This is a genomic window from Nitrosomonas sp. (assembly GCF_020852615.1).
Taxonomy (GTDB): domain Bacteria; phylum Pseudomonadota; class Gammaproteobacteria; order Burkholderiales; family Nitrosomonadaceae; genus Nitrosomonas.
On the sequence record NZ_JADZAJ010000018.1, the window covers coordinates 25,882 to 50,995 of the forward strand.

At 49.0% G+C, this 25,114-nt stretch carries 17 protein-coding genes and 1 tRNA gene; 10 read left to right on the plus strand and 8 right to left on the minus strand.

Annotated features, from left to right (window positions below):
• The first annotated feature begins 3 nt into the window (after positions 1 to 3).
• From nuoK to nuoN, 4 genes are all read left to right on the plus strand, one after another.
• Positions 4 to 309 (plus strand): NADH-quinone oxidoreductase subunit NuoK, encoded by a 306-nt coding sequence (gene nuoK, locus IT527_RS03610; RefSeq protein ID WP_011112318.1) that lies wholly within the window; start codon positions 4 to 6, stop codon positions 307 to 309.
• Between the two features lie 65 nt (positions 310 to 374).
• Complete coding sequence (gene nuoL, locus IT527_RS03615; protein WP_292966705.1) at positions 375 to 2,321, plus strand: NADH-quinone oxidoreductase subunit L; 1,947 nt, start codon at positions 375 to 377, stop codon at positions 2,319 to 2,321.
• Between the two features lie 86 nt (positions 2,322 to 2,407).
• Positions 2,408 to 3,889, plus strand: a complete 1,482-nt coding sequence (locus IT527_RS03620; protein ID WP_292966708.1) for an NADH-quinone oxidoreductase subunit M — start codon at positions 2,408 to 2,410, stop codon at positions 3,887 to 3,889.
• A 64-nt stretch (positions 3,890 to 3,953) separates the two neighbouring features.
• Positions 3,954 to 5,399: an NADH-quinone oxidoreductase subunit NuoN gene (gene nuoN / locus IT527_RS03625; RefSeq protein ID WP_292966711.1), complete on the plus strand. Its 1,446-nt coding sequence runs from the start codon at positions 3,954 to 3,956 to the stop codon at positions 5,397 to 5,399.
• Positions 5,400 to 5,433: 34 nt separating this feature from the next.
• Here the strand turns inward: nuoN and IT527_RS03630 are convergent, their stop codons facing one another.
• Complete coding sequence (locus IT527_RS03630; RefSeq protein WP_292966714.1) at positions 5,434 to 6,492, minus strand: PQQ-dependent sugar dehydrogenase; 1,059 nt, start codon at positions 6,490 to 6,492, stop codon at positions 5,434 to 5,436.
• A gap of 151 nt (positions 6,493 to 6,643) precedes the next feature.
• On the opposite strand from IT527_RS03630, the gene htpG reads away from it, so the two are divergent.
• The 3 genes from htpG to IT527_RS03645 all read left to right on the plus strand — a co-directional run bounded on the left by htpG (position 6,644) and on the right by IT527_RS03645 (position 12,719).
• A complete protein-coding gene (gene htpG / locus IT527_RS03635; RefSeq protein WP_292966717.1) occupies positions 6,644 to 8,560 on the plus strand; it encodes a molecular chaperone HtpG in 1,917 nt (638 codons plus the stop codon).
• Positions 8,561 to 8,728: 168 nt separating this feature from the next.
• Positions 8,729 to 9,772 carry a hypothetical protein gene (locus IT527_RS03640; RefSeq protein ID WP_292966720.1) on the plus strand — a complete coding sequence of 348 codons (1,044 nt, stop codon included), beginning with the start codon at positions 8,729 to 8,731 and terminating at the stop codon, positions 9,770 to 9,772.
• A 304-nt stretch (positions 9,773 to 10,076) separates the two neighbouring features.
• Positions 10,077 to 12,719: an MMPL family transporter gene (locus IT527_RS03645; protein WP_292966723.1), complete on the plus strand. Its 2,643-nt coding sequence runs from the start codon at positions 10,077 to 10,079 to the stop codon at positions 12,717 to 12,719.
• A 4-nt stretch (positions 12,720 to 12,723) separates the two neighbouring features.
• Here IT527_RS03645 and IT527_RS03650 read toward each other — a convergent pair whose 3' ends face one another.
• The 3 genes from IT527_RS03650 to IT527_RS03660 all read right to left on the minus strand — a co-directional run bounded on the left by IT527_RS03650 (position 12,724) and on the right by IT527_RS03660 (position 17,041).
• Entirely contained in the window at positions 12,724 to 13,374 is a 651-nt protein-coding gene (locus IT527_RS03650; protein ID WP_292966726.1) for a DedA family protein, read from the minus strand.
• Positions 13,375 to 13,509: 135 nt separating this feature from the next.
• Positions 13,510 to 13,585 (minus strand) — tRNA-Lys (locus IT527_RS03655).
• A 21-nt stretch (positions 13,586 to 13,606) separates the two neighbouring features.
• Positions 13,607 to 17,041 carry a VanZ family protein gene (locus tag IT527_RS03660; protein WP_292966729.1) on the minus strand — a complete coding sequence of 1,145 codons (3,435 nt, stop codon included), beginning with the start codon at positions 17,039 to 17,041 and terminating at the stop codon, positions 13,607 to 13,609.
• A gap of 203 nt (positions 17,042 to 17,244) precedes the next feature.
• Here IT527_RS03660 and hemJ point away from each other — a divergent pair, with 203 nt between their 5' ends.
• Positions 17,245 to 17,658 carry a protoporphyrinogen oxidase HemJ gene (hemJ, locus tag IT527_RS03665; RefSeq protein WP_292966731.1) on the plus strand — a complete coding sequence of 138 codons (414 nt, stop codon included), beginning with the start codon at positions 17,245 to 17,247 and terminating at the stop codon, positions 17,656 to 17,658.
• 31 nt (positions 17,659 to 17,689) lie between these two features.
• On the opposite strand, the gene def is transcribed toward hemJ, so the two are convergent.
• The 3 genes from def to ligA are packed head-to-tail and all read right to left on the minus strand — an operon-like array spanning position 17,690 to position 21,042.
• Complete coding sequence (def, locus tag IT527_RS03670) at positions 17,690 to 18,220, minus strand: peptide deformylase (protein ID WP_292966734.1); 531 nt, start codon at positions 18,218 to 18,220, stop codon at positions 17,690 to 17,692.
• Positions 18,213 to 18,959 carry an S-methyl-5'-thioinosine phosphorylase gene (locus IT527_RS03675; RefSeq protein ID WP_292966737.1) on the minus strand — a complete coding sequence of 249 codons (747 nt, stop codon included), beginning with the start codon at positions 18,957 to 18,959 and terminating at the stop codon, positions 18,213 to 18,215. Before IT527_RS03675 ends, def begins: the two co-directional genes overlap by 8 nt.
• A 28-nt stretch (positions 18,960 to 18,987) precedes the next feature.
• Positions 18,988 to 21,042: an NAD-dependent DNA ligase LigA gene (gene ligA / locus IT527_RS03680; protein ID WP_292966739.1), complete on the minus strand. Its 2,055-nt coding sequence runs from the start codon at positions 21,040 to 21,042 to the stop codon at positions 18,988 to 18,990.
• A 155-nt stretch (positions 21,043 to 21,197) separates the two neighbouring features.
• Here ligA and IT527_RS03685 point away from each other — a divergent pair, with 155 nt between their 5' ends.
• Positions 21,198 to 21,890 (plus strand): Spy/CpxP family protein refolding chaperone, encoded by a 693-nt coding sequence (locus tag IT527_RS03685; RefSeq protein ID WP_292966741.1) that lies wholly within the window; start codon positions 21,198 to 21,200, stop codon positions 21,888 to 21,890.
• Between the two features lie 125 nt (positions 21,891 to 22,015).
• Here the strand turns inward: IT527_RS03685 and corA are convergent, their stop codons facing one another.
• A complete protein-coding gene (gene corA / locus IT527_RS03690) occupies positions 22,016 to 23,134 on the minus strand; it encodes a magnesium/cobalt transporter CorA (RefSeq protein ID WP_292966742.1) in 1,119 nt (372 codons plus the stop codon).
• Positions 23,135 to 23,465: 331 nt separating this feature from the next.
• On the opposite strand from corA, the gene IT527_RS03695 reads away from it, so the two are divergent.
• Positions 23,466 to 24,971: a bifunctional DedA family/phosphatase PAP2 family protein gene (locus IT527_RS03695; RefSeq protein WP_292966745.1), complete on the plus strand. Its 1,506-nt coding sequence runs from the start codon at positions 23,466 to 23,468 to the stop codon at positions 24,969 to 24,971.
• The last annotated feature ends 143 nt before the right edge of the window (positions 24,972 to 25,114 follow it).

The window sequence follows — 25,114 nt, forward strand, 5'->3', positions numbered from 1 at the left end:
ATCTTGGTATCACTATCACATTATCTTGTGCTGGGTGCTCTCCTGTTTGCCATTGGGGTCGTCGGTATTTTTCTTAATCGGAAGAATGTCATTATCCTGCTGATGTCGATTGAGTTAATGTTATTAGCTGTCAATATGAATTTTGTAGCCTTTTCACATTTTCTACAGGATACGGCGGGGCAGATATTTGTATTTTTTATTCTGACTGTAGCCGCAGCAGAGGCAGCCATTGGGTTGGCAATTTTAGTTGCGCTGTTTAGAAATCTGCGCACTATTAACGTAGACGATCTGGATGAGTTGAAAGGTTGAATACTGGCTGGTTCTTTAAGATTGACGATAGTTTGTTAAACCAATTCGAATAGTTGATGGCTTAAATGGAAAATCTCTATTTACTAGTTCCAATGGCACCCTTGTCGGGGGCAATTATCGCCGGGTTGTTCGGGAGATGGATTGGCCTGGCCTGGAGCCATCGCACAACAATCATGCTGGTGGCACTGTCATTCATCGCATCCATAGTAATTTTCTTTGATGCATTACAGGGAAATGTCTATAACGGCAGTGTTTATACCTGGATGACTTCCGGCGAGGTTGCAATTGAAATCGGATTTTTGATTGATATGCTCTCAGCCACGATGATGGTGGTAGTAACCGGTGTATCGTTAATGGTGCATATTTATACCATCGGGTATATGCATGGGGACCCGGGATATCAGCGCTTCTTCAGCTATATATCCTTATTTACATTTACGATGTTGATGCTGGTAATGTCCAATAATTTCCTGCAATTGTTCTTCGGCTGGGAAGTTGTAGGATTGGTGTCTTATCTGTTAATCGGGTTCTGGTATACACGCCCAACAGCAATCTATGCAAATTTGAAGGCGTTTCTTGTTAACCGGGTTGCGGATGTTGGTTTTTTGCTGGGCATTGGCCTGATTCTGGCATATTTTGGCACGCTGGATTATGAACTTATTTTTGCTCATGCCGAGCTTATGGCTCCCCGTTCCATTGAGATAATACCCGGGCAACCCTGGATGCTGTTGACAGTCATTTGTTTATTGTTATTTATCGGTGCAATGGGTAAGTCAGCCCAATTTCCGTTGCATGTATGGCTGCCGGATTCAATGGAGGGGCCTACCCCGATTTCTGCGCTGATTCACGCTGCGACAATGGTAACCGCAGGGATATTCATGGTGGCCCGTATGTCTCCCCTGTTTGAACATTCTGAAACTGTGTTATCAGTAATTCTGATAATTGGTGGTATTACAACGCTGTTTATGGCGCTGGTTGCAGTAGTTCAGAATGATATCAAGCGAGTTGTTGCTTTTTCTACATTATCTCAGCTTGGTTATATGACGGCTGCATTGGGTGCATCGGCCTATTCTGCTGCTATTTTCCATCTGATGACTCACGCTTTTTTTAAGGCGCTACTCTTTCTTGGGGCCGGTTCAGTCATCATCGCAATGCATCATGAACAGGATATGCGCAAGATGGGTGGACTGAGAAAATATATGCCGATTACTTTTGCGACCATGTTTATTGCTGCTTTGGCCAGTGCTGGTGTTCCCGGGTTTTCGGGCTTTTTTTCCAAAGATGCGATTATTGAAGCAGTTCATTTATCCCAGCTTCCAGGAGCAGAGTTTGCTTATTTTTGTGTGTTGGCGACAGTTTTTGTGACTGCACTTTATACTTTCAGACTGATGTTTATGACTTTCTACGGTAAGCCGCGAATGGATGAGCATACACGAGAACATTTACATGAATCACCCTGGGTCGTAACTGTGCCATTAATAATACTGGCAATTCCAACGGTTGCCTCAGGCTGGTTAATTGGTACGATGCTTTTTGGGGACTATTTTGCTGGAGCTATCGAAATACAAGCGCAGCATGATGTGGTAGTGACTATGAGCGAACATTACACGGGTGTGTTTGGCATGATAATTCACTCGTTGACAACGCCACCTTTCTGGTTGGCAATGGCAGGTATTTTTACCGCCTGGTTCCTGTATCAGTATAAGGTTGAACTGCCAGGTAAAATTCAAAAAATTGCAGGTCCTCTCTATACGCTTTTGGACCGAAAATACTTTATAGATGAATTTTATTCATGGCTATTTGCAGGCGGGGTGCGTACATTGGGTAGTTTACTGTGGAAGTATGGAGATACCAAGGTGATAGATGGCTTTGTGGTGAATGGTTCTGCAAAGGCTGTTGCATGGTTTTCTACGGTAGCTCGTCGCTTTCAGTCTGGCTATATCTATCACTATGCTTTTAGCATGATTGTGGGTGTTTTTGTGTTAATGAGTCTGTGGCTGTTTCATTTTTAGGATTCAGAGAAGACGTGGTTTTTTACTATTTCCGGCTCTCTGAGATAAATAACCTGCATTGATATGCAATTCGAGACGAAAAGATTATGTTGTTTGGATTTCCACTGTTAAGTCTGATTATCTGGTTGCCAATTATTTTCGGTCTGATCGTACTAGTAATGGGTGACCGGAATGTGCAGGCTGTACGCTGGGTTTCCCTGGTCGGAGCCACAGCCGGGTTTCTGGTAGCACTCCCGCTTTACAATGAGTTTGATTCATCCGTGAGTGTGATGCAGTTTTCAGAACATAGTGCATGGTTTGAGCGACTCAATGTTTATTACTCCCTTGGGGTCGATGGTATTTCTATGCCACTGATTCTGTTGAATTGCTTTACGACACCGTTAGTTGTGATTGCCGGATGGGAAGTGATCCGGGAGCGTGTTTCCCAATATATGGGTGCTTTCCTGGTTATGTCAGGTGTCGTCAATGGAGTTTTTGCATCGCTGGATGCTGTGCTTTTTTATACTTTCTGGGAAGCATCAATAATTCCGATGTTTATCATTATTGGTGTTTGGGGAGGGCCTAACCGGATTTATGCAGCTTTGAAATTTTTTCTTTACACGCTGCTGGGTTCTTTAATGATGCTGGTAGCTTTGATTTATCTGTATCAGATCTCTGATGGCAGTTTCTCGATTCTGGATTATCACCATCTTCCGATACCAATGACTGCCCAGATTCTGATTTTTATAGCATTTTTACTTGCTTTCGCTGTGAAGGTGCCTATGTGGCCGGTACATACCTGGTTGCCGGATGCGCACGTCGAAGCCCCAACTGGTGGATCGGTAATATTGGCGGCCATATTGCTTAAGCTTGGTGGCTACGGTTTTCTCAGGTTTTCATTACCAATTGCTCCGGATGCCAGCCAGGAATTGTCGTGGCTGATGATATCCCTTTCTCTGATTGCCATTGTGTACATTTGTATGGTTGCGCTGGTGCAGCGGGATATGAAAAAGCTGATTGCCTATTCATCTGTTTCGCATATGGGTTTTGTTACACTGGGTTTCTTTCTGTTCAATGCTTATGGCATAGAGGGCGGCATGATACAGATGATTTCGCATGGATTCATCTCCGGTGCGTTATTTTTATGTATCGGTGTGATGTACGACCGTGTTCATTCTCGTTTGATTGCAGATTATGGCGGTGTAGTTAATAAGATGCCCGTTTTTGCAGCATTTTTTATGCTGTTTGCAATGGCTAATTCCGGGATGCCGGGTACCAGCGGTTTTGTCGGTGAATTTATGGTTATCATGGGTTCCATGCAGGTAAATTTCTGGTATGCATTTTTTGCTGCGACAATATTGGTTCTGGGCGCGGCTTATACGTTGTGGATGTATAAGAGAGTTGTGTTTGGCGCAGTAGCTAATGATAACGTGGAAAAAATGCAGGATATCTCCATGCGTGAGTTTCTGATCCTGGCTATTCTTGCCGTGGCAGTGCTGGGATTTGGTATTTATCCTTTGCCACTGACAGAGGTTATGCACGTTACAGTCGATAATTTGCTGGAGCATATCTCTCACACCAAGCTCTAAGGTTTTTTATTAAGATTTTGGAATGACTGGATTATTCTTCCTGCCGGAAAATTAAGGATTCTTCATGGATTTTTTGTTACCTGACTTTACACCAGCCTACCCGGAAATTTTTTTGTTGTTCATGGTTTGTGTGGTAATGCTTTCTGATTTATTCGCCGGTGAGAAAAAGCGTTACCTGGCGTTTTATTTGTCTTTACTGGCACTTGCCGGATCTGCACTGGTTACTTGTGGAATAACTTCTTCAGAGATTCGATACACATTCTCCGGTATGTTCGTCGGCGATGCGATGTCAGACACCCTGAAACTGCTGATTTACCCAACAGTTGCTGCTGTGTTGATCTATTCCCGCTCATATATCAGTGCCAGGGGGTTGCTGAAAGGTGAGTTTTTCAGTCTCTCGCTATTTGCAACTCTGGGTATGATGGTTATGGTTTCGGCGAATCATCTGATTACGCTTTATCTGGGGCTTGAACTGTTATCCCTTTCACTTTATGCCATGGTGGCATTGCAACGTGAATCGGCTACTGCGACTGAGGCTGCTATTAAATTCTTTGTTCTGGGTGCACTGGCTTCAGGCTTTCTGCTTTATGGCATGTCTATGCTGTATGGTGCGACTGGTACGTTACATATTCCAGAGGTGGCAAGAGCTATTCACTCCGGCCAGGCGGATCATGAAATTTTTATTGTCGGACTGGTTTTCATCGTCGCCGGTATCGGTTTTAAACTGAGTGCAGTGCCATTTCATATGTGGGCTCCGGACGTTTATGAGGGAGCCCCTACAGCAGTGACACTGTTCATCGGGTCGGCTCCCAAGTTTGCAGCGTTCGGTTTTGTTATGCGACTGCTGGTGGAAGGCCTGGGAGATCTGGTAGCTGACTGGCAGGGGATGCTGGTGATACTGTCGGTTGCTTCTCTGGTAGTTGGTAACATTGTGGCGATTGCACAGCAAAACATTAAGCGGATGCTTGCATATTCTACTATTTCGCACATGGGCTTTGTGTTGCTCGGTTTTATAGCAGCCGGGGAGAATGGCTATAGCTCGTCCATGTTTTATGTGATTGCTTACGTACTGATGACGTTAGGTGCATTTGGTATCGTCATGCTGATTTCACGCGAAGGTTTTGAAGCAGACAGGATTAGCGATTTCAAGGGACTTAATCAGCGCAGCCCATGGCTCGCTTTCATGATGTTGCTGGTAATGTTTTCAATGGCCGGGATTCCACCCATGATTGGCTTTTATGCAAAGCTCTCCGTGTTACAGGCCGTCCTGGAGGCAGGGTATATTTGGCTGGTGGTGGTTGCAGTCGTCCTTTCTCTGATTGGTGCGTTTTACTATCTGCGTATCATAAAATTTATGTATTTTGATACACCGGAGCAAACCCAGCCCATCCTGTTCAGATCGGATGTGAAAGTACTTGTCAGCGTTAATGGCCTGGCCATAATACTACTGGGTATGTTCCCTCAAATGCTCATGGGGCTGAGTTTATCCGCTATTCAGCACTCCATGTGATTACTCCCGGACCGGGGCGGCCGGTATAAGTATTTTATGGTTGGCTGTAGCTGATGCGGTAAATTACACCTGCCATATCATCCGACACCAGCAACGCCCCATCTGACATTACCAGAATATCTACCGGCCTGCCCCACGCCTGATTTTCCTGTAACCAGCCTTCCGCAAAGGTTTCTTTTTTTATAATTTTGTTTGCATTAAGCTGTACCCGTTCAATTTGGTAGCCAACTTTCCTGCTCCGATTCCATGAACCATGTTCCGCAATAAAAATGCTGTTGTGGTATTCGGTGGGGAACATGGTGCCGTTGTAAAATCGTATTCCCATTGGTGCTACGTGCGGATTGAGTTCAATGGCAGGTGGGGTAAATTTATTGCAATCACGTTTTGCTCCAAGCTTGGGATCAGAAACTTCCTTCCCGTAACAGTATGGATAACCGAAATGTAAACCTGAGCCAGAGGCATGATTCAGTTCATCTGGCGGTAAGTTATCCCCCATCCACTCGCGGCTGATATCAGTAAACCATAGCTCTTTAGTAATGGGGTGCCAGTCAAATCCTTCCGAGTTACGAACACCTTTTGCGAATATTTCATAACCTGTCCCGTCCGGCTGGATGCGTGAAATCAGGGCGAAGTGATCTGAATTATCTTCACAGGCATTGCAAGATGAGCCGATTGAAACATATAGCCTGCCATCCGGGCCAAATGCCATAAAACGCTCGGCGTGATAGGTTTCTTTAGGGTAATCGGCCGTTATAATGCGTGCCGGTGCGGGTTGATCAAGTGTGACCTCGATATGATCAAACCGTAAAATCTTGTTAACAGAAGATACAAATAGTGCTCCATCATGAAAGGCGACCCCTGTTGGCATTTTAAGTTTGCTGGCGATAATGTGAACCTGGCGACTCCCTTCTTTTTCGGTGATGGCGTAAACGTTGCCGGCAGCTTTGGAGCCGACAAACACGGTTCCCTGATCACCCAGAGCCATAGTGCGTGCATCTGGGACCTTTGCCCATACACTGATGGAGAATCCCGGGGGTAATTTAATCTTATCAAGAGGCAACTCCGGCTCTTGAGCGTTGATTTGTGAAGCCAAGGCGCACAGTGACGCCAGAAAAATAAAAGACGAAAATTTCATACGATCAAAATAGTGAAAAAAATTGTGAAATAAGGGTTCCAAAACTGAAACAGTTTGAAATCAGGAAGCCTGATTACACAATGTTAGCGTATTTTTACAGGAGGAAAGCATGCAAACAGCGGAAAACATCGAACACTTGAATTTTCAGGCTGAAGCCAATCAGCTTCTGAAATTGATGATTCATTCTTTGTACAGCAATAAGGAGATATTTCTGCGAGAGTTAATTTCGAATGCATCGGATGCGGCAGATAAATTGCGGTTCGAGGGGTTATCCGATGCAGCGTTATATGAATCTGATCCTGATCTGAGGATTCGTATTGCCTATGATAAGGAAGCACGCACCATCACCATTACCGATAATGGTATCGGTATGTCCAGGCAAGAAGTCATTAACAATATAGGTACTATCGCCAAATCAGGTACGCGTGAATTTTTCAACTCTCTGACTGGTGATCAGGCTAAGGACGCCAATTTGATCGGACAATTCGGAGTGGGTTTTTATTCCGCTTTTATTATTGCGGATAAAGTGACGCTAACCACGCGCCGTGCCGGACTAACGGCGGAACACGGTGTTCGCTGGGAGTCAGCCGGGGAAAGTGAATTTACACTGGAAACGGTTGAGAAACAGAATCGCGGCACTGAAATTATTTTGCATTTGCGTGAAGGAGAAGATGAACTGTTAAGCAGTTTCCGGCTGCGTTCCATCATTCGCAAATATTCCGATCATATTACGCTTCCCATTGTCATGAAAAAGGAAATATGGGATGAAGAAAGCAAAGCGTATAAATCAAGTGATGAAGAAGAAACCATCAATCAGGCCAGTGCGATCTGGGCGCGGCCAAAGAGCGAAATCACACAAGAGCAGTATGATGAATTCTATAAGCATGTTGCGCATGATTTTGAGCCGCCGCTCGCTCACGTGCATGCCAGAGTGGAAGGAAAACAGGAATATATCCAGTTACTGTATATCCCCGCGCATGCCCCATTTGATCTTTTTGACCGCGATCACCGGCACGGTCTGAAGCTCTACGTCAGACGTGTATTTATTATGGATGATGCAGAGAAGCTGTTGCCCGGCTATTTGCGTTTTGTGCGTGGAATTATTGATTCCAGTGATTTACCACTGAATGTTTCTCGTGAAATTCTGCAGGAATCGAAAGATATCGACAGCATTCGTGCAGGATCTGTCAAAAAAGTGCTGGGATTGATCGAGGATCTTGCCACCAGTGATAAAAGTGAAGATCAGGAAAAATTTAAAACTTTCTGGCGCGAGTTTGGCCAGGTGCTGAAGGAAGGTATTGCAGAGGACTACAGTAACCGTGAACGTATCGCCAAACTGCTGAGATTTACTTCAACCCATGATGAACGGGAAGAACAGACGGTTTCACTGGATGATTACATTGCCCGGATGAAGCCGGAACAGGAAAAAATTTATTATGTTACTGCTGATGGTTTGAAGGCTGCTCAAACCAGCCCGCATCTGGAGATTTTCCGTAAAAAAGGTATTGAGGTATTGCTGCTGTGTGATCGGATTGATGAATGGCTGGTGGCTAACCTTAATGAATATGCGGGTAAATCTTTGCAGTCAATTGCTAAGGGTGATCTTGATCTGGGCAAATTGGAAGACGAAGCGGAGAAGAAAGAACATGAAAAAGAAGCGGGAGATTTTCAGGAATTAACAGCAAAAATGAAGGAAGTGCTGGGAGAGCAGGTAAAAGATGTCCGGATCACTTACCGGCTGACAGAGTCGCCCGCCTGTCTGGTGGCTGATGTGCACGATATGAGCGGTAACCTGGGGCGTCTGCTGAAATCAGCCGGGCAGAAAGTTCCGGACAGCAAACCATTCCTGGAAATCAATCCGCATCACCCTATGGTGCAGCGGTTGAAGTATGAAGATACTAAATTTGCCGATTGGAGCCGTATTCTGTTTGATCAGGCTTTGCTGGCTGAGGGAGGTCAGCTTGATGACCCAGCCGGTTTCGTCAGGCGACTGAATGATTTGCTGCTGCAAAATATCTCGAGCTGAAAACAAGGTATTGAGTATTGACAGGTTCAGCTGATTCAGCACAGGCGAGAAATAGAGCAGTCTTCTGCTCTATTCCTTCAGCTTGACATGCCTGTCGTTCATCATTTACCCTCCCATTCTCAAAAAAGAGAACGATCAGTTTACTTTTGTCCGAGGAGGAGAAACAGAATGAAAAACAATCCCGTTCTGAAATTGGCGGCACTGCCGGTTTTTGTGCTGGCAGGTAATCTGTCTTATGCCATGCCGGGTATGCACGGTGCCGAAGGTCATGGCGCAACTGAGCCACCGGCAGCATCAAAAAGTATGGGGGCCCCGATCAACTCACCGGGTTCTGAAATTGAAATTACCTATAGTGCGGATGGCAAAACAGCCATTTTTGTATCAACACGTGAAGGGAGCGTTGAGTCACCTGGTACGCCGTACAATTTCGATATCTGGATGTCTCATAACGTGGATGGTGTGTGGCAGGAGCCCGTTCACCTCGGCCCGGAAATTGATCCGGCCGTAGGTCCCAATATCAACACTGCTGCCTGGGAACTGGAGCCCAGTCTGTCTGATGATGGCAATGTGATTTATTTCACGCGTTATGAACCGGGCAATCTGTTATCGGGCGATCTGTATGTTGTTCAGAAGGTGAACGGTGTATGGCAATCCGCCAGAAACTGGAATGATGTACCGGAACTTCCCGGCATCAACACGCCAACCGGTGAGGAGCATTGCCCGATTATTGCGTCAGACAGCCTGATTTACTTCAACTATAGCCAGCCGGGAGTCACACAGGAAAGCGATATCTGGAAAGTTGAGAAAAAAGATGGGGTATGGCAGAAGCCGGTCAGCCTGGGGGCAAAAATCAATTCCCCGCAGCGCGATCACATGCACTGGACTGGATTGTCGAAAGATGGCAAGAGTCTGGTTGTTACCAGTATGCGAACGGACCTGGGTTCCCGTGGCGGGCATGATATGTGGATTTCGCGCCAGGACACCAGAGGAGAGTGGCAGGAGCCGGTCAATCTTGGCGATGTCATTAATACTGCAGGCGAAGAAATGTGCTGGACTTTCACACCGGACGGCAGGAGTTTTACTGGCAGCTGGGGGCCGCAAAACACGTTTGATACCGATATCAGGGTGATCAGTAAGGAAGAAATACCTTTACTAAAAGATTTTGACCCGATCGGCCCGCCACCTAATTTGCTCCGCAATCGTAAAGGCTGATCAATTTCCTGTAACGGGGCTCTTACGGGTGCAGGGAAATCCGGGGTTTGCGGGTTCCCTGCATCACAGGCTGACAGCCGTTCAGTCACAAGCCACTCAGTTACAACACTCAGTCAGACTCATGGCCAACCCCGCGCTTTAACGTTTTACCCTGCCAGCAATTTCCTTTCCTGAAATAGCGCTTCATACACCAGATGCAGCTGTAGCAGAGATCTGACGGTACCTCAGTGAAACTGCTCTAAAATATCACCTGATACGATAATTCTGAATTGCAATACATAACCTGGAATCGGGGCAGGAAACAATGAAATTTTCACATGGCTGGATTTACAGCTTTTTCGCATTCTGTACCAGCTTCAGTTACCGCCACGCTCCCCGGGTATTGCTGGCCGCCTTGCTTCTTACCGTGGCAAGTGCAGTTTATACCGCGCGTAATTTGGGTATGAATACGGATACTACCAACATGCTTTCCGAGCACTTGCCGTTCCGTATCAACAGTGAGAGGTATAACAAGGCATTCCCGCAGGATACGGATATCCTGCTGCTGGTGTTGAGTGCCCCTACCCCTGAGCAGGCTTATTCCATCACAAGTCGTCTGGCTGCGCTCCTGAAGAAAGACAATAAAAATTTTTCCGATATTTATGCGCCGGGGGTGGATGATTTTTTCGGACGTAACGGTCTGCTCTACGAGGATATTCCGCAACTTGAGCGTATCACCGATCATCTGGCCGAGGCACAGCCGCTGATTGCACAAATTAGTCGTGACCCCACGCTGTATTCCTTCATACAGCTGCTTACACAGGCGGTTGATGAATTGAACAAAGGTCAGCATCTGGAGCTGGAACCCGTTTTCAAAGGAGTAAGTGAAACACTGGATGCAAAACTTGCCGGAAAATCACATCCTTTGTCATGGCAGACATTGTTTCGTGGCGAGCCGGCAAAAGCGCGCTATCAGGAAGTCATCATCGTTAAGCCGACACTGGATTATTCGGAGCTGCTTCCAGGCAAACAATCCATACAGGCGGTACATGCGGCTGCTAAAGAAGCCGGTTTGACGGATGATGGTTCCGTCCGGCTGCGTATCTCCGGTGATGTGGCATTGGCAGATGATGAGCTCAAAAGTTCACTGGATGGTATGGAAATCGCCGGTGTTGTTACATTCATCCTGGTAGGGGGCGTGCTTTATTCAGCCATGTACACGGTGGGGATGACAATTGCTGTATTGATATGTCTGCTATCCGGCCTGGTTTTGACTGCTGCTTTTGCAACCGTTGCAATTGGTCAGCTGAATGTAATTTCTATCGCTTTTGCCGTGCTGTATATCGGTCTGGGAGCGGATTTTGCCATTCATTTCTTGCTCCGTTTCCGTGAAATGCTGGATGGAGGAATGTCCACAAACGATGCGGTATATCGATCGGGTGGCGAAGCAGGCGTTGCCCTGGCTGCCTGTACGGTTGCAAATGCACTGGGTTTTTATGCATTCATCCCGACCAGTTATCGCGGGGTGGCGGAGCTGGGGATTATTTCCGGTACGGGTATGCTGATCAGCCTGATTGTGACTTTCATTATCGGGCCGGCACTGCTGCGTTATTTATCAGGCAAACCGATTGTCGAATCCAATGGTAAAAAAACGCTGGGCAGGCTGCTCGAGTTTTCGCTGAGATGGCGGAAACTGACACATGTTTCGGTGGGGTTGTTATTACTGCTTGCCATCGCACTGTGGCCACAAATCAGATTTGATTACAACCTGCTCAATATGCAGGATCCAAACGGAGAGGCTGTACAAACTTTTCGTGAATTGCTGGCATCGCCTGATAATTCACCGTGGTACGCAGTGATGCTGGCCGAGGATCGCGAGGAAATTCAGCGACTGAAAAATAATCTGGGCAAATTGCCGGAAGTAAGCAGGGTGGTTTCGATTCTGGATTTTGTACCATCTGAACAGGAAACAAAACTGGCAATCATTGAAGGGATGTCGCTGATTATGGGGCCTGATTTATCCATGGCACAACCTTCTGCACGTGAATACACCGTGTTGCAGCAGGTACAGGCACTGATCGCACTGAATACGGCGCTGGATAAATTTGCCGCACAGTATCCGGATTCGGGGACATCAGCTTCTGCTGCAGCACTCGGAAATTCGGTCAATGCGTTGCTCAACCGGCTGGATATGGCAGATCAGGGTGAAAAGAAGCAGTTACTGTATTCGCTGGAAGGAGACCTGCTTTCCACGTTATCCGTAGCGTTGCAGCGTTTACACAATCTGATCGGGGCAGAACCTTTCAGCGAGCAGGAATTGCCTGAAGCTGTCGCAAGCCGCTGGCATAGTCGTTCGGGAGAATTTCTGGTTGCGGTATACCCAGCTCACGATATAGGGGATGATGAGGCGTTGCGCCGCTTTGTCAAGGCAGTACAGCGGGTGGCTCCTCAGGCCACCGGTATGCCGGTAATCAGCCTGGAAGCAGGGGATGCCGTAATCAGTGCTTTTATTCAGGCGTTCACACTGGCACTGGCAGGTGTGGTGGTTGCTTTGCTGATTATGCTGCGCAGTATTAAATATACTGTGCTGGTACTCATCCCACTGTTGCTGTCCAGCATATTTACCGGAATTTTTACTGTCCTGCTGGATATTCCGTTCAACTTTGCCAATATTATTGCGCTGCCGCTTTTGCTTGGCCTGGGTATCGACAGCAGTTTACACATGGTACACAGGAGTATGGATAACCGGGTTGAGAGTGAGGTCCTGATCCATACCAGTACGGCACGAGCCATTTTTTACAGCGCCCTGACAGCGCTGGTTGATTTTGCGAGCCTGATGTTTTCATCACATAAAGGAACTGCCAGTATGGGGATATTACTTACGGTAGGGCTGGCATTTACCCTGATCTGCACGCTGATTATCCTGCCTTCTCTGTTGAAGAACCCGGCTAAGCGTGCGGCTTCCTGAAATTTCAGGTGTGGCCGGTTTTATTTTTTCCGGAGCGATGTTTGAGATATTCGATGACTGGCGGGGTAATCGATAAAATGATAATGGCAAGAATGACAAGTTTAAAGTTCTTTTGTACCAGTGGAAGCTGGCCAAAATAAAATCCGGCATAAACGAATATACCAACCCACAGCGTGGCTCCAATGACGTTGTAAGTAATAAATCTGCGATAGGACATTGTGCCGATTCCCGCGACGAACGGTGCAAAAGTCCGGATGATCGGGATAAAGCGCGCGATGATGATGGTTTTTCCGCCATATTTAAGATAGAAGGCGTGGGTTTTATCCAGATGTGCCTGTTTCAGGAAACGGAATTTTCCTGAGGTGAAAACGGTTAATCCGAACTCCTTGCCTGCCCAGTAATTGACACTATCCCCCAGAATACCCGCCAGCGTCAGCCCGACAAACAACAGGTGAGGGTTAAGCTGTGATCCCTGTAACGATGCCAGCGAACCGGCAGCAAACAGTAAGGAATCCCCGGGCAGGAAAGGAAGTATAACCAGACCGGTTTCACAGAATATGATCAGAAAAAGAATGCCATTGACCCATGTGCCATATTCTGAGACAAGCTGTTGCAGGTGGCTGTCAATGTGAATGATGAAATCAACAAGAAACATAAGTGGAGGAAGGTTTTTTCTGCTGATGATCCGACTGTGTCACAGCCGGACGGCGCTGATCGGGTGCAATCGCCCGGATAAAATCCGGGCAAGAAAAAAGGCACTTGGTCATATACTGATCCAAGTGCCTGTATCTGGTAGGCCGTGCGCGATTCGAACGCGCGACCAACGGATTAAAAGTCCGCTGCTCTACCGGCTGAGCTAACGACCCGAAGGCGGCAATTATACCAACTCATCTCCCGTTGTGGAACACTTTATCGCTTGTCCGGGTCGAAGGCGGTGGTATTGGATGTGCGTCTGCAACCAGTCCGGCAATTAGCAGAAAATAAAATAAAAAAGCAATTCGAGGTTCGTCTGTTAAGGTATTCAGGATTCCGAGGATAAGAAAAACGCCCAGTGAGATACACAAAAACAGACTGAATGAATCCCCATGCCAGGCACGTGCCGATCCGCGTATCAATAAATAGCCCGCTAATGCAATGAAGCAGGATAAGCCAAACCAGCCTTGTTCAAAAAAGACATGTACGTACAGATTTTCTATGTGCCAGTAAAGATGGTCATCAATAGAAAAAAACCAGTGGAACATTCCGTCGGAGAAATCACCATTATTTACCAGCTCGCTGCCATTCGAACTTTTCAGTGAAATGTTATCGATCGCTATGACAGTACCGGGTTGCCCGTTATAAAGAGAAAGTTTTACCGGGCGTTTTATCCGGCTGTTTGACCGGTTAAATTTATCGGTGAAAAGTTCAATCGTATAGCGTCCCCACTGTCCGGCCGGTACTTTATCAAGCTGTATTATTTGCCCTGTACAGTTAAATGAATACAGTAATGCTTTTTCACAAACGGATGCTGTTATTGCTGCGGCCTGTGTCTGACTGCGTAAATCCATTGTGAGTACATAGTGTTGCTTGGGCTCGACCGCTACCGGTTGTTCAAAATATAGCAGCCCTCCACCGCCGAGCTGCAGGAAAATATTCCGGTTTTCTGTGGTAAAGGTATAAGTTGAGGGGCGTGTCAGTATGTTCGAATGCCAGAAGAAGGTGGAGGGGAATAATCCCGGGCCGACTCCAAAAACAGGGTCACCTTGCTGCAACACGATATCGATTGCTTTCTGCCAGTGACTCACACGCGTTACAGCATCCTTTTCCATTGTTGCAAAGCGTGACTGGCTGTACGAGCCACTGATTATCGGCCAGGCAACTGCCCCGGCTACTCCGATAACCAGGATTGCAATGATTGCATTGGAGAAAATATGTGTGCGTTTACGTAAAACAAAACCCGGGAGTCCAATTGCCAGCAATACTGTTATCAGCCCGAATGCAATTTGCCCGCCCCGGGAGAACGTTACCATGACGCAATAAGCATCCAGGCAATACAATCCGACAGCCAGTAATGTTGCCAGTGTATTGCGCTGCTGCCAGGCCCGGAGCACGATGAATGGCGCGGCCAGTATCAGATATCCCTCGATATAGGCGCCACCGACATGCATACCGTGGAATGAACCCGTAATACGGTAATCGGTTTCGAAATTGAAAAGGCCTGGAAAAGTTACCCGTTCCCAGAGGATATACAGAATTTCTGCAGCGAGCCCGAGCGACATTCCTGACGCAAGCCGACGGGCCGCGAGCCCGGGGTTATTCCATTCGCGCACCAGTAAAGGAATAAAGATCAGGGAGAACAAAAAACCTTTTATCGAGCGTAATCCATTATAGGAGCTGTAGTAGCTGGAGAAGGCATTGTAATCAGGCGGGCTCAGGGGGAAGAGGCTGATCCCGAGACTGATAACCGCAGAAATGACAAACAGTGTCAATAATATGGCTGCCGGACGGCGCAGTACCGGATGCGGGTAAGGATGGGGCCATAAACGAAGATAACCAATACCGGCTGTCGCCAGTAACAGGGTGTCATATTCTGTCCAGTACAGCCGGCCGCTCCATGGTGTCAGATCCAGCAGAGGCAGGGAGGCGAGTACCCAAACCAGCCACAAATCAGGTCGCCACCAGAGCAGTACCGAGTAAATAACCAGCGGGAGCAAAACCCATACTGCACCCAGCGGGCTGGTGGCAGCGGCCATACCTGCCACCAGCAGCGCAACCGCCCCGGTAAGGATCAGCCAGACCGGACGATGGCGCAGGGGGTATTTTTGTAAACCGGTCAATATAGTGGTGGTAGCGGGTGAGGGTGCGGGAGAAGACGTTAACCGGGGAGATGGCTGGCGATGCCGGGCAGGTATTTCATTCAGTTCACTGGTCCATCCGGTGGTTTTATCGTCATTGCCTTGTATCGGGAGAATGTTTACATGATTACTGTCCGAGCTGATGTCGGGTTTATCCGGAAACAGTAAATCAAACAGGCGGCAGGCCAGGGATGCGGAGACGACTGCTATCAGAATATTGGTTGGATCCGGGTGGGTGGCGGGTATAAAAAGTTTCCCTGCTTCAATCACGCAAGATAGTGTGCCTGCAATCACGCCTGGCCATAAAATGCTGTGGTGCTTCATATTCACTGGCCTGTTTGTCCGGCGCCAGATCCAGAAACCGATTCCTGCAGGGATATAGGCACCTGCCTGGAGCAGCAGACTTACCAGTGCTGCCAGCTCTGTCGTAAAGTAGTGGTAATAGAAGGGGAGAAAGTGTATCTCTCCCGATCTTTCCATCCCTTCTGTCAATCCGAGCCAGTTGCCCGAGAACCAGTAATTTATATAGGCAAGGATACCCAGATACGGCGCTGATGCCAGCAGCAACAGATAACGGACATACGGACGGAACTGCTGCCAGTTTATTGTCGGCAGGATCCGCATCAGGACAGTTCCCAGCATCATGCCGGCCATGCGGGAAATGACGGATGCACCCTGGCTGATACCGGATGCGACTGTCAGCTGTAACCCTTCGATAAATATACCCAGCATCGCTCCGGTAAGGGCAGCCAATACCAGGGATGTTCGTTGTACTGACCGGGACAGAAGCATGGCCAGCGGAATGGTCATTAATGCTTCTGGAATCAGTTTTAACGTACAGCTGCTGCCACAGGCAGGAGCAAATAACCACCCTGCCAGTCCTGAGGCCAGTTTCTGCTGCCATTCATCGTATGACAGCAGAAAATCATAAGGAAAAAAGCTCAGCACCAGATAAGCCAGCGCATAGATTATCAGAGCGGCGTGCTGTGCATTTTTACCGCCACGGAGCAGATTAAAAGCCATTTCCCGCAGACGCATGCCGGTTATGGGCCATAACAGTGTCCCCAGCAGTGAGCCTGCAAGTTCGGCATAAATATCGTTTAGCGAGACCGTGCGCGGACTGAAGAATTGCTGGATGAATTCCACACTCAGTGCAATGGTTGTCGAGAACAACAGGGACAGGATGATTCCTGCCGCCAATACCAGCGAGTCGCGGTTTCGTCCTGTCAGCAGACCGCAGGTCAGAAAACCAAGCGGCATGTATAACAGCAGATTGGCAACCAGATCAGCACGACTGGCTACTCTCAGCGTCAGCAGGGGAATATGCTGAAAATTTTCCCATGCGGTATCGAATGCCAGTCCATTCCAGGAAAATGGAATCAGGCTGCCGTAAACGACGAAGAATAAATAGCCTGCAACCAGAGAAACAGAAATGATCCGGTTGTCTGTATCGGGCCGGGCAAGGGTGTGAACAGAGGATTGATGCAATTGATACTCCGGCTATTTGTACTTCGTGAGTCAGGAGTCGAACCCGACTCCGCTATAATTACCAAAGCCATCGGTGTGTCAATGAAAATCTTTATAACGATCAGCCGCATCTGCCGGTTGTTACCTGACATGGCGTCATTGTTCCGGCTGCCGGAAATTTTTCCGGCTTACGGTTTTTTTTCGATTCTCAACTTTATTTTTCTATGCTCTGGATCAAATCATTACATATCATTTCCATGGTGACCTGGTTTGCCGGGTTGTTTTATCTGCCCCGGCTGTTTGTCTATCATGCCATGTGTACGGATCAGGCGGGGATAGACCGGTTCAAGGTAATGGAGCGCAAGCTTTACTACGGTATTATGACGCCCGGCGGGCTGTCGACGATCATTTTTGGCACGTGGTTGTGGCTGGGTTACGGTTTTTCCGGAGGATGGCTGCATACCAAGCTGGCACTGGTTGTTCTGCTGATTGGCTACCATCTTTATTGCGGCAGGTTGCTGATGGATTTCCGGGAAGATCGTAATCAGCATAGCCACGTTTACTATCGCTGGTTTAATGAGCTGCCGGTACTGGTATTGTTTGCCATTGTTATTCTGGTGGTGGTCAAACCCTATTGACAGGGATAACAGAACAACGATAACGGGTGAATCAGTCATCCGCTATTGTCTGGCCGGGAAAGAGGGTGTCGGTATAACCGAATTTGCGTAAATCGTCGATGCGCATGGGGTAGAGAATTCCATTCAGATGATCGCATTCGTGCTGTACCACGCGCGCATGAAATCCTGTAACGGTTCTGTCAACCGGAGTGCCGGTGGCATCCATACCCTGATAACGCAAATGGGTGTAACGGGGAACCAGACCGCGCATTCCGGGAATACTCAGACACCCTTCCCAGTCTTCTTCCATTTCTTCGGACAGCGGGGTAAGTACCGGGTTGATCAGCACAGTAAATGGAACACTTTCGGCATCAGGGTAACGTGGTGAATGCGCAACGCCAAATATAACCACTTGCAGGCTTACCCCGATTTGCGGTGCTGCCAGTCCGGCACCATTGAGTGCAGCCATCGTATCCTGCATGTCCTGCAGTAATGCCGCCAGTTCGGGTGTGTCAAACTGCTCAATGTGCTGTGCTGTCTGTAACAGGCACGGATCCCCCATCTTCAATACCGGTTTAATCATCGTCGTTCCTTACCAGGTGTTCCAATATGTTCCTGACGCTTACCATCGCATTTTCCAGTGCCTGATGAGCTGCCTGCAGCGGAATGGCCTGCGTGCTTTCCCCGCGTCCGGCCGCATGGTTTGCAACAGCGGCAATAGCCGCGTAGGACATTCCCAGCTCTCTGGCGAGAATCGCTTCCGGCATCCCTGTCATGCCCACTAAATCTGCCCCATCACGCTCAAGACGGTTGATTTCGGCCGCCGTCTCAAACCTGGGGCCCTGAGTGGCGGCATAAACACCGCCATCAATGACAGTTTCTTTTGCATCCCGCGCTGCTTTCAGAAGGCGTGCCCTTGCCTGGGGGCTGTAAGGCTGTGTGAAATCAGTATGGGTGATGGTACCGTCGGAGTGATCATGAAAAGTGGATTTTCTGCTATGGGTGTAATCAATGATCTGATCGGGAATGACAATTTTTCCGGGTCCCATATCCTGGCGAATACCACCCACCGAGGCAACAGAAATAATTGTTTCCGCTCCCGATGTATTCAGTGCCCAGATATTGGCCCGATAATTGACGACATGCGGGGGAATGGTAAGGCCATGGCCATGTCTGGCCAGAAAAACAATTTCCCGTTCACCAATCGTACCGAAAACCAGTGGGCTGGAAGGCTCGCCGTAAGGCGTTCTTACAATCTGGCGACGGGTCACTTCCAGATTGGCAAGTTTTTTCATGCCAGTTCCACCAATAATTGCAATCATATTGATCCTGATAAGAGTTGGAGAGTTTTTAAGAATCCTCTGATTTATCGGCGGAATTTATCTGCAGCAGTAACAGCAGCTGATTTTCATCAAGTACGGGGATGCCTAGCTCAACCGCTTTAGTATATTTGCTGCCCGGGTCTGATCCGGCGATGACATAACTGGTGGCAGATGAAACGCTGCCAGTGACTTTGCCACCCTGCTGTTCAATCCTGCTTTTGGCCTGATCACGTGTCATGGCAGGTAATGTTCCGGTCAGAACAAAGGTTTTACCGGAAACAGCCGGATTGGCTGGCAATAGCTGCCGGGGATGATCGGGTTTCTGCCACTGCAGCCCGCTGTTCAGCAATTGCCCGATCACTTCCCGGTTATGTGCCTCAGAGAAAAAATCCGCAATACTTTGTGCCACAACCGGGCCAACATCCGGGATCTGCTGCAGCTGCCCGGCATCCATGTTCATCAGATGGTCAAGGTCACCCGTCTGACCGGCGAGCGCTTTGGCGGTTGCTTCCCCCACATGGCGAATACCCAGCGCATAAATGAAACGTGGCAGCGTAGTGTGTTTGCTGTGCTCAATCGCAGTAACGAGATTATGAGCGGATTTTTCCGCCATGCGTTCCAGTCCGGCCAGCGTACCGACATTCAGCCTGTATAAATCAGCCGGGGTGTGAACCAGACCACGATCAATCAGCTGATCGGCCAGTTTTTCGCCCAGCCCGTCAATATCCATGGCACGGCGTGAGGCAAAATGCAGAACGGCCTGTTTGCGTTGTGCCGGACAATACAACCCTCCGGTACAGCGAGTAACAGCCTCATCCGGCAGTCGCACTGCTTTTGATCCGCATACCGGGCAGTGACCCGGCATAATGAATGGCCGGGCATGGGCTGATCGCCGTTCCGGTATTGCGGCAACCACCTCCGGGATGACATCACCCGCCCGTCGTACAATGACGGTATCGCCGATCATGATCTGTTTGCGCTGAACTTCATCTTCGTTATGCAGCGTGGCGCTGGTGACCGTTACTCCGCCCACAAATACCGGAGCCAGACGAGCTACCGGCGTCAGGGCACCGGTTCTTCCCACCTGGATTTCGATGGCCAGCAGCTCGGTACTGGCTTCCTGTGCCGGAAATTTATGGGCAATGGCAAAGCGGGGGGCACGTGAAATATAGCCGAGTGTTTCCTGTTGCCCTAAATCATTGACTTTGTATACCACACCATCAATTTCGTAAGGCAGAGATGGACGCAAAGTACTTATTTCCCGGTAATAGGCCAGCAGCCCGCCTGCGCCTGTTGCAGTCCGGCTTTGTTGTGATACCAGAAACTGCTGTGATGCCAGGTAAGCCAGAATCTCACTGTGAGCTGAAAAAACCGGTTGGCCTGCATGATAAGTGCCGATGCCATAAGCGAAGAATGTCAGTCTGCGGGAGGCGGTAATACAGGAATCAAGCTGGCGCAATGAACCGGCAGCGGCATTGCGCGGATTGACAAAGGGTTTTTCATCATGCTTTCGCTGCTGTTCGTTAAGGTGTTCAAAATCTGTTTTCAGCATGATGACTTCGCCGCGTACTTCGAACAGGCCGGTTGCGGGCAGCGTTTGCAGGCGCAGGGGAATTGACGGGATTGTACGCAAGTTCAGCGTAATGTCCTCGCCGGTATAACCATCTCCCCGGGTGGCACCTTTTGCCAGAATTCCGTTTTCATAAACCAGGCTGACAGCCAGTCCGTCGAATTTCGGCTCAACTGCATATTCCACCTGATCCACACCCAGCGCCTCACGAATCCGCCGATCGAAGGCGGTGACCTCATCTTCAGAGAACGCATTGGCCAGCGACAGCATGGGAGTCTGGTGGGGGAGCTGGGCAAAGGCTTTTAACGGTGGTGCACCTACCCGCTGCGTTGGGGAATCCGGCGTAATCAGCTGTGGATACTGCTGTTCCAGCTGCTGCAGTGAACGAAAGAGCGCATCATATTCCGCATCCGGGATGATCGGCGCATCCTGAACGTAGTAATGGAAGTCATACAGCGCGATGGCTGTGCGCAGTTCCTTCAGACGTTCTTCAATCGTTTTTTCAGATACCATGGCAGCAATTATTCTGTAACGGGGAGCAAAGTGGAAAAATGCTGGTCACAGGATAATGGAAAACAGAGTGAATGAAGAGAGTTTCCAGATTTTTGCAGAACATTGCGCAGAGCAGGTTGTTTTGCGTATTTCCTAAATCTTTCAGGAGAAATCACATGAAAATCAGATTGACCGGTTTATCACTTGCTATAGGTGCTTTGTTTGCGCTTCCGTCTGCCATGGCGACTTCACCAGCAGCGGATACTTCAATCCGGCAGGGGGGAGCCAGTTATCTGGTGCTGGCAGAGGCCCAGCAACAGCAGCAGGAACAACATCAGCACCAGCAGCGCCAGGGGCAAGGGGGTGGAGCGGGTGGCGGTCAGGGTCATGCGAATAACTCGGGGGAAGGCGGTCATGCTGGCCATGGCGGGGGCGGGCAGGGTGATCAGGGTCAGCATGGCAAGCAATGCAAGGGTAAAGATAACGGGGGAGGCGAACATGCCGGCCATGGAGATAAAGGTAAACATGGGCATGGTCACGGCTATGCGCACAGTATCGCCATGCAAGCTGATGCATTGGGCCTGTCCGATGAGCAGCTCGGTAAAATCGTACGCCTGCACCTGAAGGAAGATAAACAGGCGCATGAGCGTATCAAAGAGAAAATGAAAGCCAGTATGAAAGCTTTCCGGGAAGCGGTTTCTCAGCCGGCCACAGATGATGAAACCCTACGCAAACTGGGGCAGGCACATGTTGACAGCTTTAACGAAATGGTTAATTACCATATCCAGGAGCGGAAAACCGTTCGCAGTATCCTGACCCCTGAGCAGATCGGGAAGCTTAAGGGTATTACAACCGGGCATGAGCACTAAGGTCTGCTGAGAAACTGTTTTTACTGTCAGGCCAGGCAGTCAGTGACCGGACCGGCAAATTCGGGACCGGCAGTGGTGGAAGTGCCCTGCCGGTTCTGGTCTGGCGTGACTTTTTCTTCTTTTCCCTATAGCCAGCGTTTGCGCCGGAAGTAGATAAGCATGCCGATAACAATCATGATCATTACACCGAGCACATAGATATAACCAAAGCGCCAGTGGAGTTCCGGCAAATTCCAGGGACTGGAAGTATCGAAATTCATTCCGTAAAGCCCGGTGATGAACATGAGCGGAAGAAAAATAGTTGCGATGATGGTCAGTGCTTTCATGATGTCGTTCATGCGCTGGCTTACCGCGGATAAGTAAGTATCAAGCAGGCTGTAAGCCATTTCACGGTAAGTTTCCACAAAATCAATCACAATCACGCAATGATCGTAACAATCTCGCATGTAGAGGTGAGTGGTTTCAGAGAGAAATCGCCCGTCATCGCGCATGAGCTCGGCGATAATCTCGCGCTGTGGCCACCAGGCACGGCGCATCAGTACCAGTTTGCGCCTGGCGTAATGAATCCGGTTACGTGCTTCGCGGCTGGGGTCATCCAGAATCTCGTCTTCCAGTGATTCCAGTTCATCGCCCAATTCTTCCAGCAATGGAAATCCGTTGTCCACGATGACATCAATCAGCGCATACAGCAGATAATCTGCTCCGTATGTACAGATTTTCCCCATACCTCGAATCCGCTGACGTACTGATTCAAACGTATCGTCCCGGTTTTCACTGATACTGATAAGGTAGTTTTTACCTGGAAAGAAGCTGATCTGGTCAATAATCAGCGTATGTTCATCAGTCCGGTGTATGTGATTGAGTACGATAAACTGATGGTTGTCATAGGCTTCAATCTTGGCTCTTGCCTCCTGATGCAGTACATCCTCAAGCGCAAGCGGGTGTAATCCGAAGGTTTGGCCAAGTATTCGCAGCTGTTCCGGTGCCGGCAGGCCCTGCAGGTGCAGCCAGGTAATATCAGTGGCATCCGTTTCGGGAGGGCCACAGTCTGTGATCGCAATATCGTGCCTTTCTTCAATCAGGCCTTCCTTGCCATAACGCAATAGAGACAGTCTGGCCAGTGGCACGCGGGTGATTTTTTCATCTTTTGCCAGCTCCAGTGAACCCGGAGAGGCCCCGGGGCGGTAATTGCGAGTATGACTTTTATGTGATCTGGCGGGGTGTGTTGCTGTTTTATGTTTCATGGCAAGCATCTGTTACAAAATAGCCGGGAGCCGGGTCTTTCTGCTTCCGGGAGGATAGGCCGGAAATTTTAACCTAAAAACCCCGGCTGACTGCTTGTTTATTTCCTTAACATCATGATAATTTTCAACTTTATTTCCATTTTTGTATTCATTCTCTGGTGGGTTCGCTACGAGCAGGATTGTATCTTTTTCCGGGGGCATGGCTGCGTTGTAACTCCCGGGAAGGGAACAACCATTCCGCGTCGTTGCGCCTTGTCCTGCACCCGGCAAGGCACACTCCCACTCGTCTAACTGAGGTTTTCAGGTTTAATTCTGATAGTGGTTTTCAGTAATGGAACAATACTTCGCAGCTATTCTGCCTTCAATCGAGCATTTTCATGCGCTTGGTTACTGGGCGGCTTTTCTGGCAGCACTGCTGGAAACGGTACTGGTGGTCGGATTGTTTCTGCCCGGATCAACATTTCTGTTGCTGCTGGGAGCGCTATCATCCGCCGGGCATCTCGATTTCACCGGTTTGTTATGGTTTGCTGTAGCAGGCGCAGTACTGGGAGATAACGTCAATTACTGGCTGGGGCAGCGGTATGGCCGGAAATGGGTTCAAAGCGGCATCGGGTTCCTGACGCCGGATCATTTCGGGAAAGTTCGCCATTTCTTTGATCAGCATGGTGCAAAGAGTGTTTTTCTCGGGCGTTTCGTCCCAAGTGTCAAGGAAATCGTACCTTTTGTGGCGGGGATGGCAGGGATGCACTACCGCACGTTCATGCCCTGGAATATCCTGGGCGGAATCGGCTGGGGGGTGCAGTGGGTGGGCGGTGGCTATCTGTTCGGGCAGTCACTCACGCTGGCACAAGCCTGGATGTCCCGCGCAGAAATGGCGTTACTGGCCATACTGACTGCCTGGGTCGTGCTGTGGCTTGTCCGGTATTATCTGCTTCGCTATGGCAACCGGCTGTGGCGGGCAACAGTATCGTTCGGTCATATACTCGGGAGCAGATTGATTGGCAATCCATACGTGCAGCGGTGGATGCACCAGCATCCCGGCAGTGTCCGGTTTCTGGCGGAGCGTATTGATTACACCTGTTTTTCCGGCCTTCCACTGACGCTTCTTGTTTTGTCACTCGCTGTTACGCTGGTTTTGTTTGCCGAGGTTGCTGAAGATGTTGCCACTGCTGATTCGATTGTCGTTGTGGATCATGTCACAGCCCGGCTGATTTCTGCATTTCGTGCACCCGAACTGGTTCCAATTGCCATCTGGATTACGAACTGGTGTGCGCCACCCGTGGTTGGCGTATTGCTGGTGGTGGCATGTTTGCTGCTGTGGCTGGTGAATCGCCGGTTTGCTGCTGCAGGTCTGGTGATTTCATTACTGGGCGCCTCCCTGTTCAGTATGCTGAACAAACTGGCCTTTCAGCGGCTCCGGCCGGATGGCGCCGTGCTGCTGGAACCATCCTATTCCTTCCCGAGCAGCCACGCCACCCTGTCAATCGTATTTTATGGATTTCTGGGGTACTTACTGATCAGATGCGCGAGGAAGCGGGACACACGGATCAAATTATTTTTTATCACAGCCGGGTTCGCCCTCCTGATCGGACTGAGCCGCATCGTGCTCGGCGTACATTATCTGAGCGATGTCTGGGCGGGCTATCTGGTGGGGTTGCTGTGGCTGATCGTGGGCATCAGCGTAAATGAATGGCTTGCCGCAAGCGGACGAATTGACTGGAAGTTACCGCTCGACCGGCGCCGGAAAATAATGGCGTTCTCCCTCATATTCATCACAGTGGTCAGCATTGCCGGTTATTTGTTCGCCCGGGCACTGGTTTTCCGCAATCTGCAATAGAAGTATCGCCCAGTGTGATTGAAAGGCTTAACGTTTGAAATCAGTGACACAAGCTGCAGAAGGGCATCTTCCCGGACGAATAATCATGCGTTACTTGTTACAGCGGGTTGTGCCGAATGAATCTTTCCGGCAGCTCAGGTCAG

Excerpts from the sequence above, each read along its gene's own strand:
- htpG (WP_292966717.1), top strand. The coding sequence starts at position 6,644 with ATGCAAACAGCGGAAAACATCGAACACTTGAATTTTCAGGCTGAAGCC.
- corA (WP_292966742.1), bottom strand. The coding sequence starts at position 23,134 with ATGAAACATAAAACAGCAACACACCCCGCCAGATCACATAAAAGTCAT.
- IT527_RS03675 (WP_292966737.1), bottom strand. The coding sequence starts at position 18,959 with ATGATTGCAATTATTGGTGGAACTGGCATGAAAAAACTTGCCAATCTG.
- nuoL (WP_292966705.1), top strand. The coding sequence starts at position 375 with ATGGAAAATCTCTATTTACTAGTTCCAATGGCACCCTTGTCGGGGGCA.
- def (WP_292966734.1), bottom strand. The coding sequence starts at position 18,220 with ATGATTAAACCGGTATTGAAGATGGGGGATCCGTGCCTGTTACAGACA.
- IT527_RS03620 (WP_292966708.1), top strand. The coding sequence starts at position 2,408 with ATGTTGTTTGGATTTCCACTGTTAAGTCTGATTATCTGGTTGCCAATT.
- IT527_RS03645 (WP_292966723.1), top strand. The coding sequence starts at position 10,077 with ATGAAATTTTCACATGGCTGGATTTACAGCTTTTTCGCATTCTGTACC.
- IT527_RS03640 (WP_292966720.1), top strand. The coding sequence starts at position 8,729 with ATGAAAAACAATCCCGTTCTGAAATTGGCGGCACTGCCGGTTTTTGTG.
- ligA (WP_292966739.1), bottom strand. The coding sequence starts at position 21,042 with ATGGTATCTGAAAAAACGATTGAAGAACGTCTGAAGGAACTGCGCACA.
- IT527_RS03695 (WP_292966745.1), top strand. The coding sequence starts at position 23,466 with ATGGAACAATACTTCGCAGCTATTCTGCCTTCAATCGAGCATTTTCAT.
- IT527_RS03650 (WP_292966726.1), bottom strand. The coding sequence starts at position 13,374 with ATGTTTCTTGTTGATTTCATCATTCACATTGACAGCCACCTGCAACAG.
- nuoN (WP_292966711.1), top strand. The coding sequence starts at position 3,954 with ATGGATTTTTTGTTACCTGACTTTACACCAGCCTACCCGGAAATTTTT.
- IT527_RS03685 (WP_292966741.1), top strand. The coding sequence starts at position 21,198 with ATGAAAATCAGATTGACCGGTTTATCACTTGCTATAGGTGCTTTGTTT.
- hemJ (WP_292966731.1), top strand. The coding sequence starts at position 17,245 with ATGCTCTGGATCAAATCATTACATATCATTTCCATGGTGACCTGGTTT.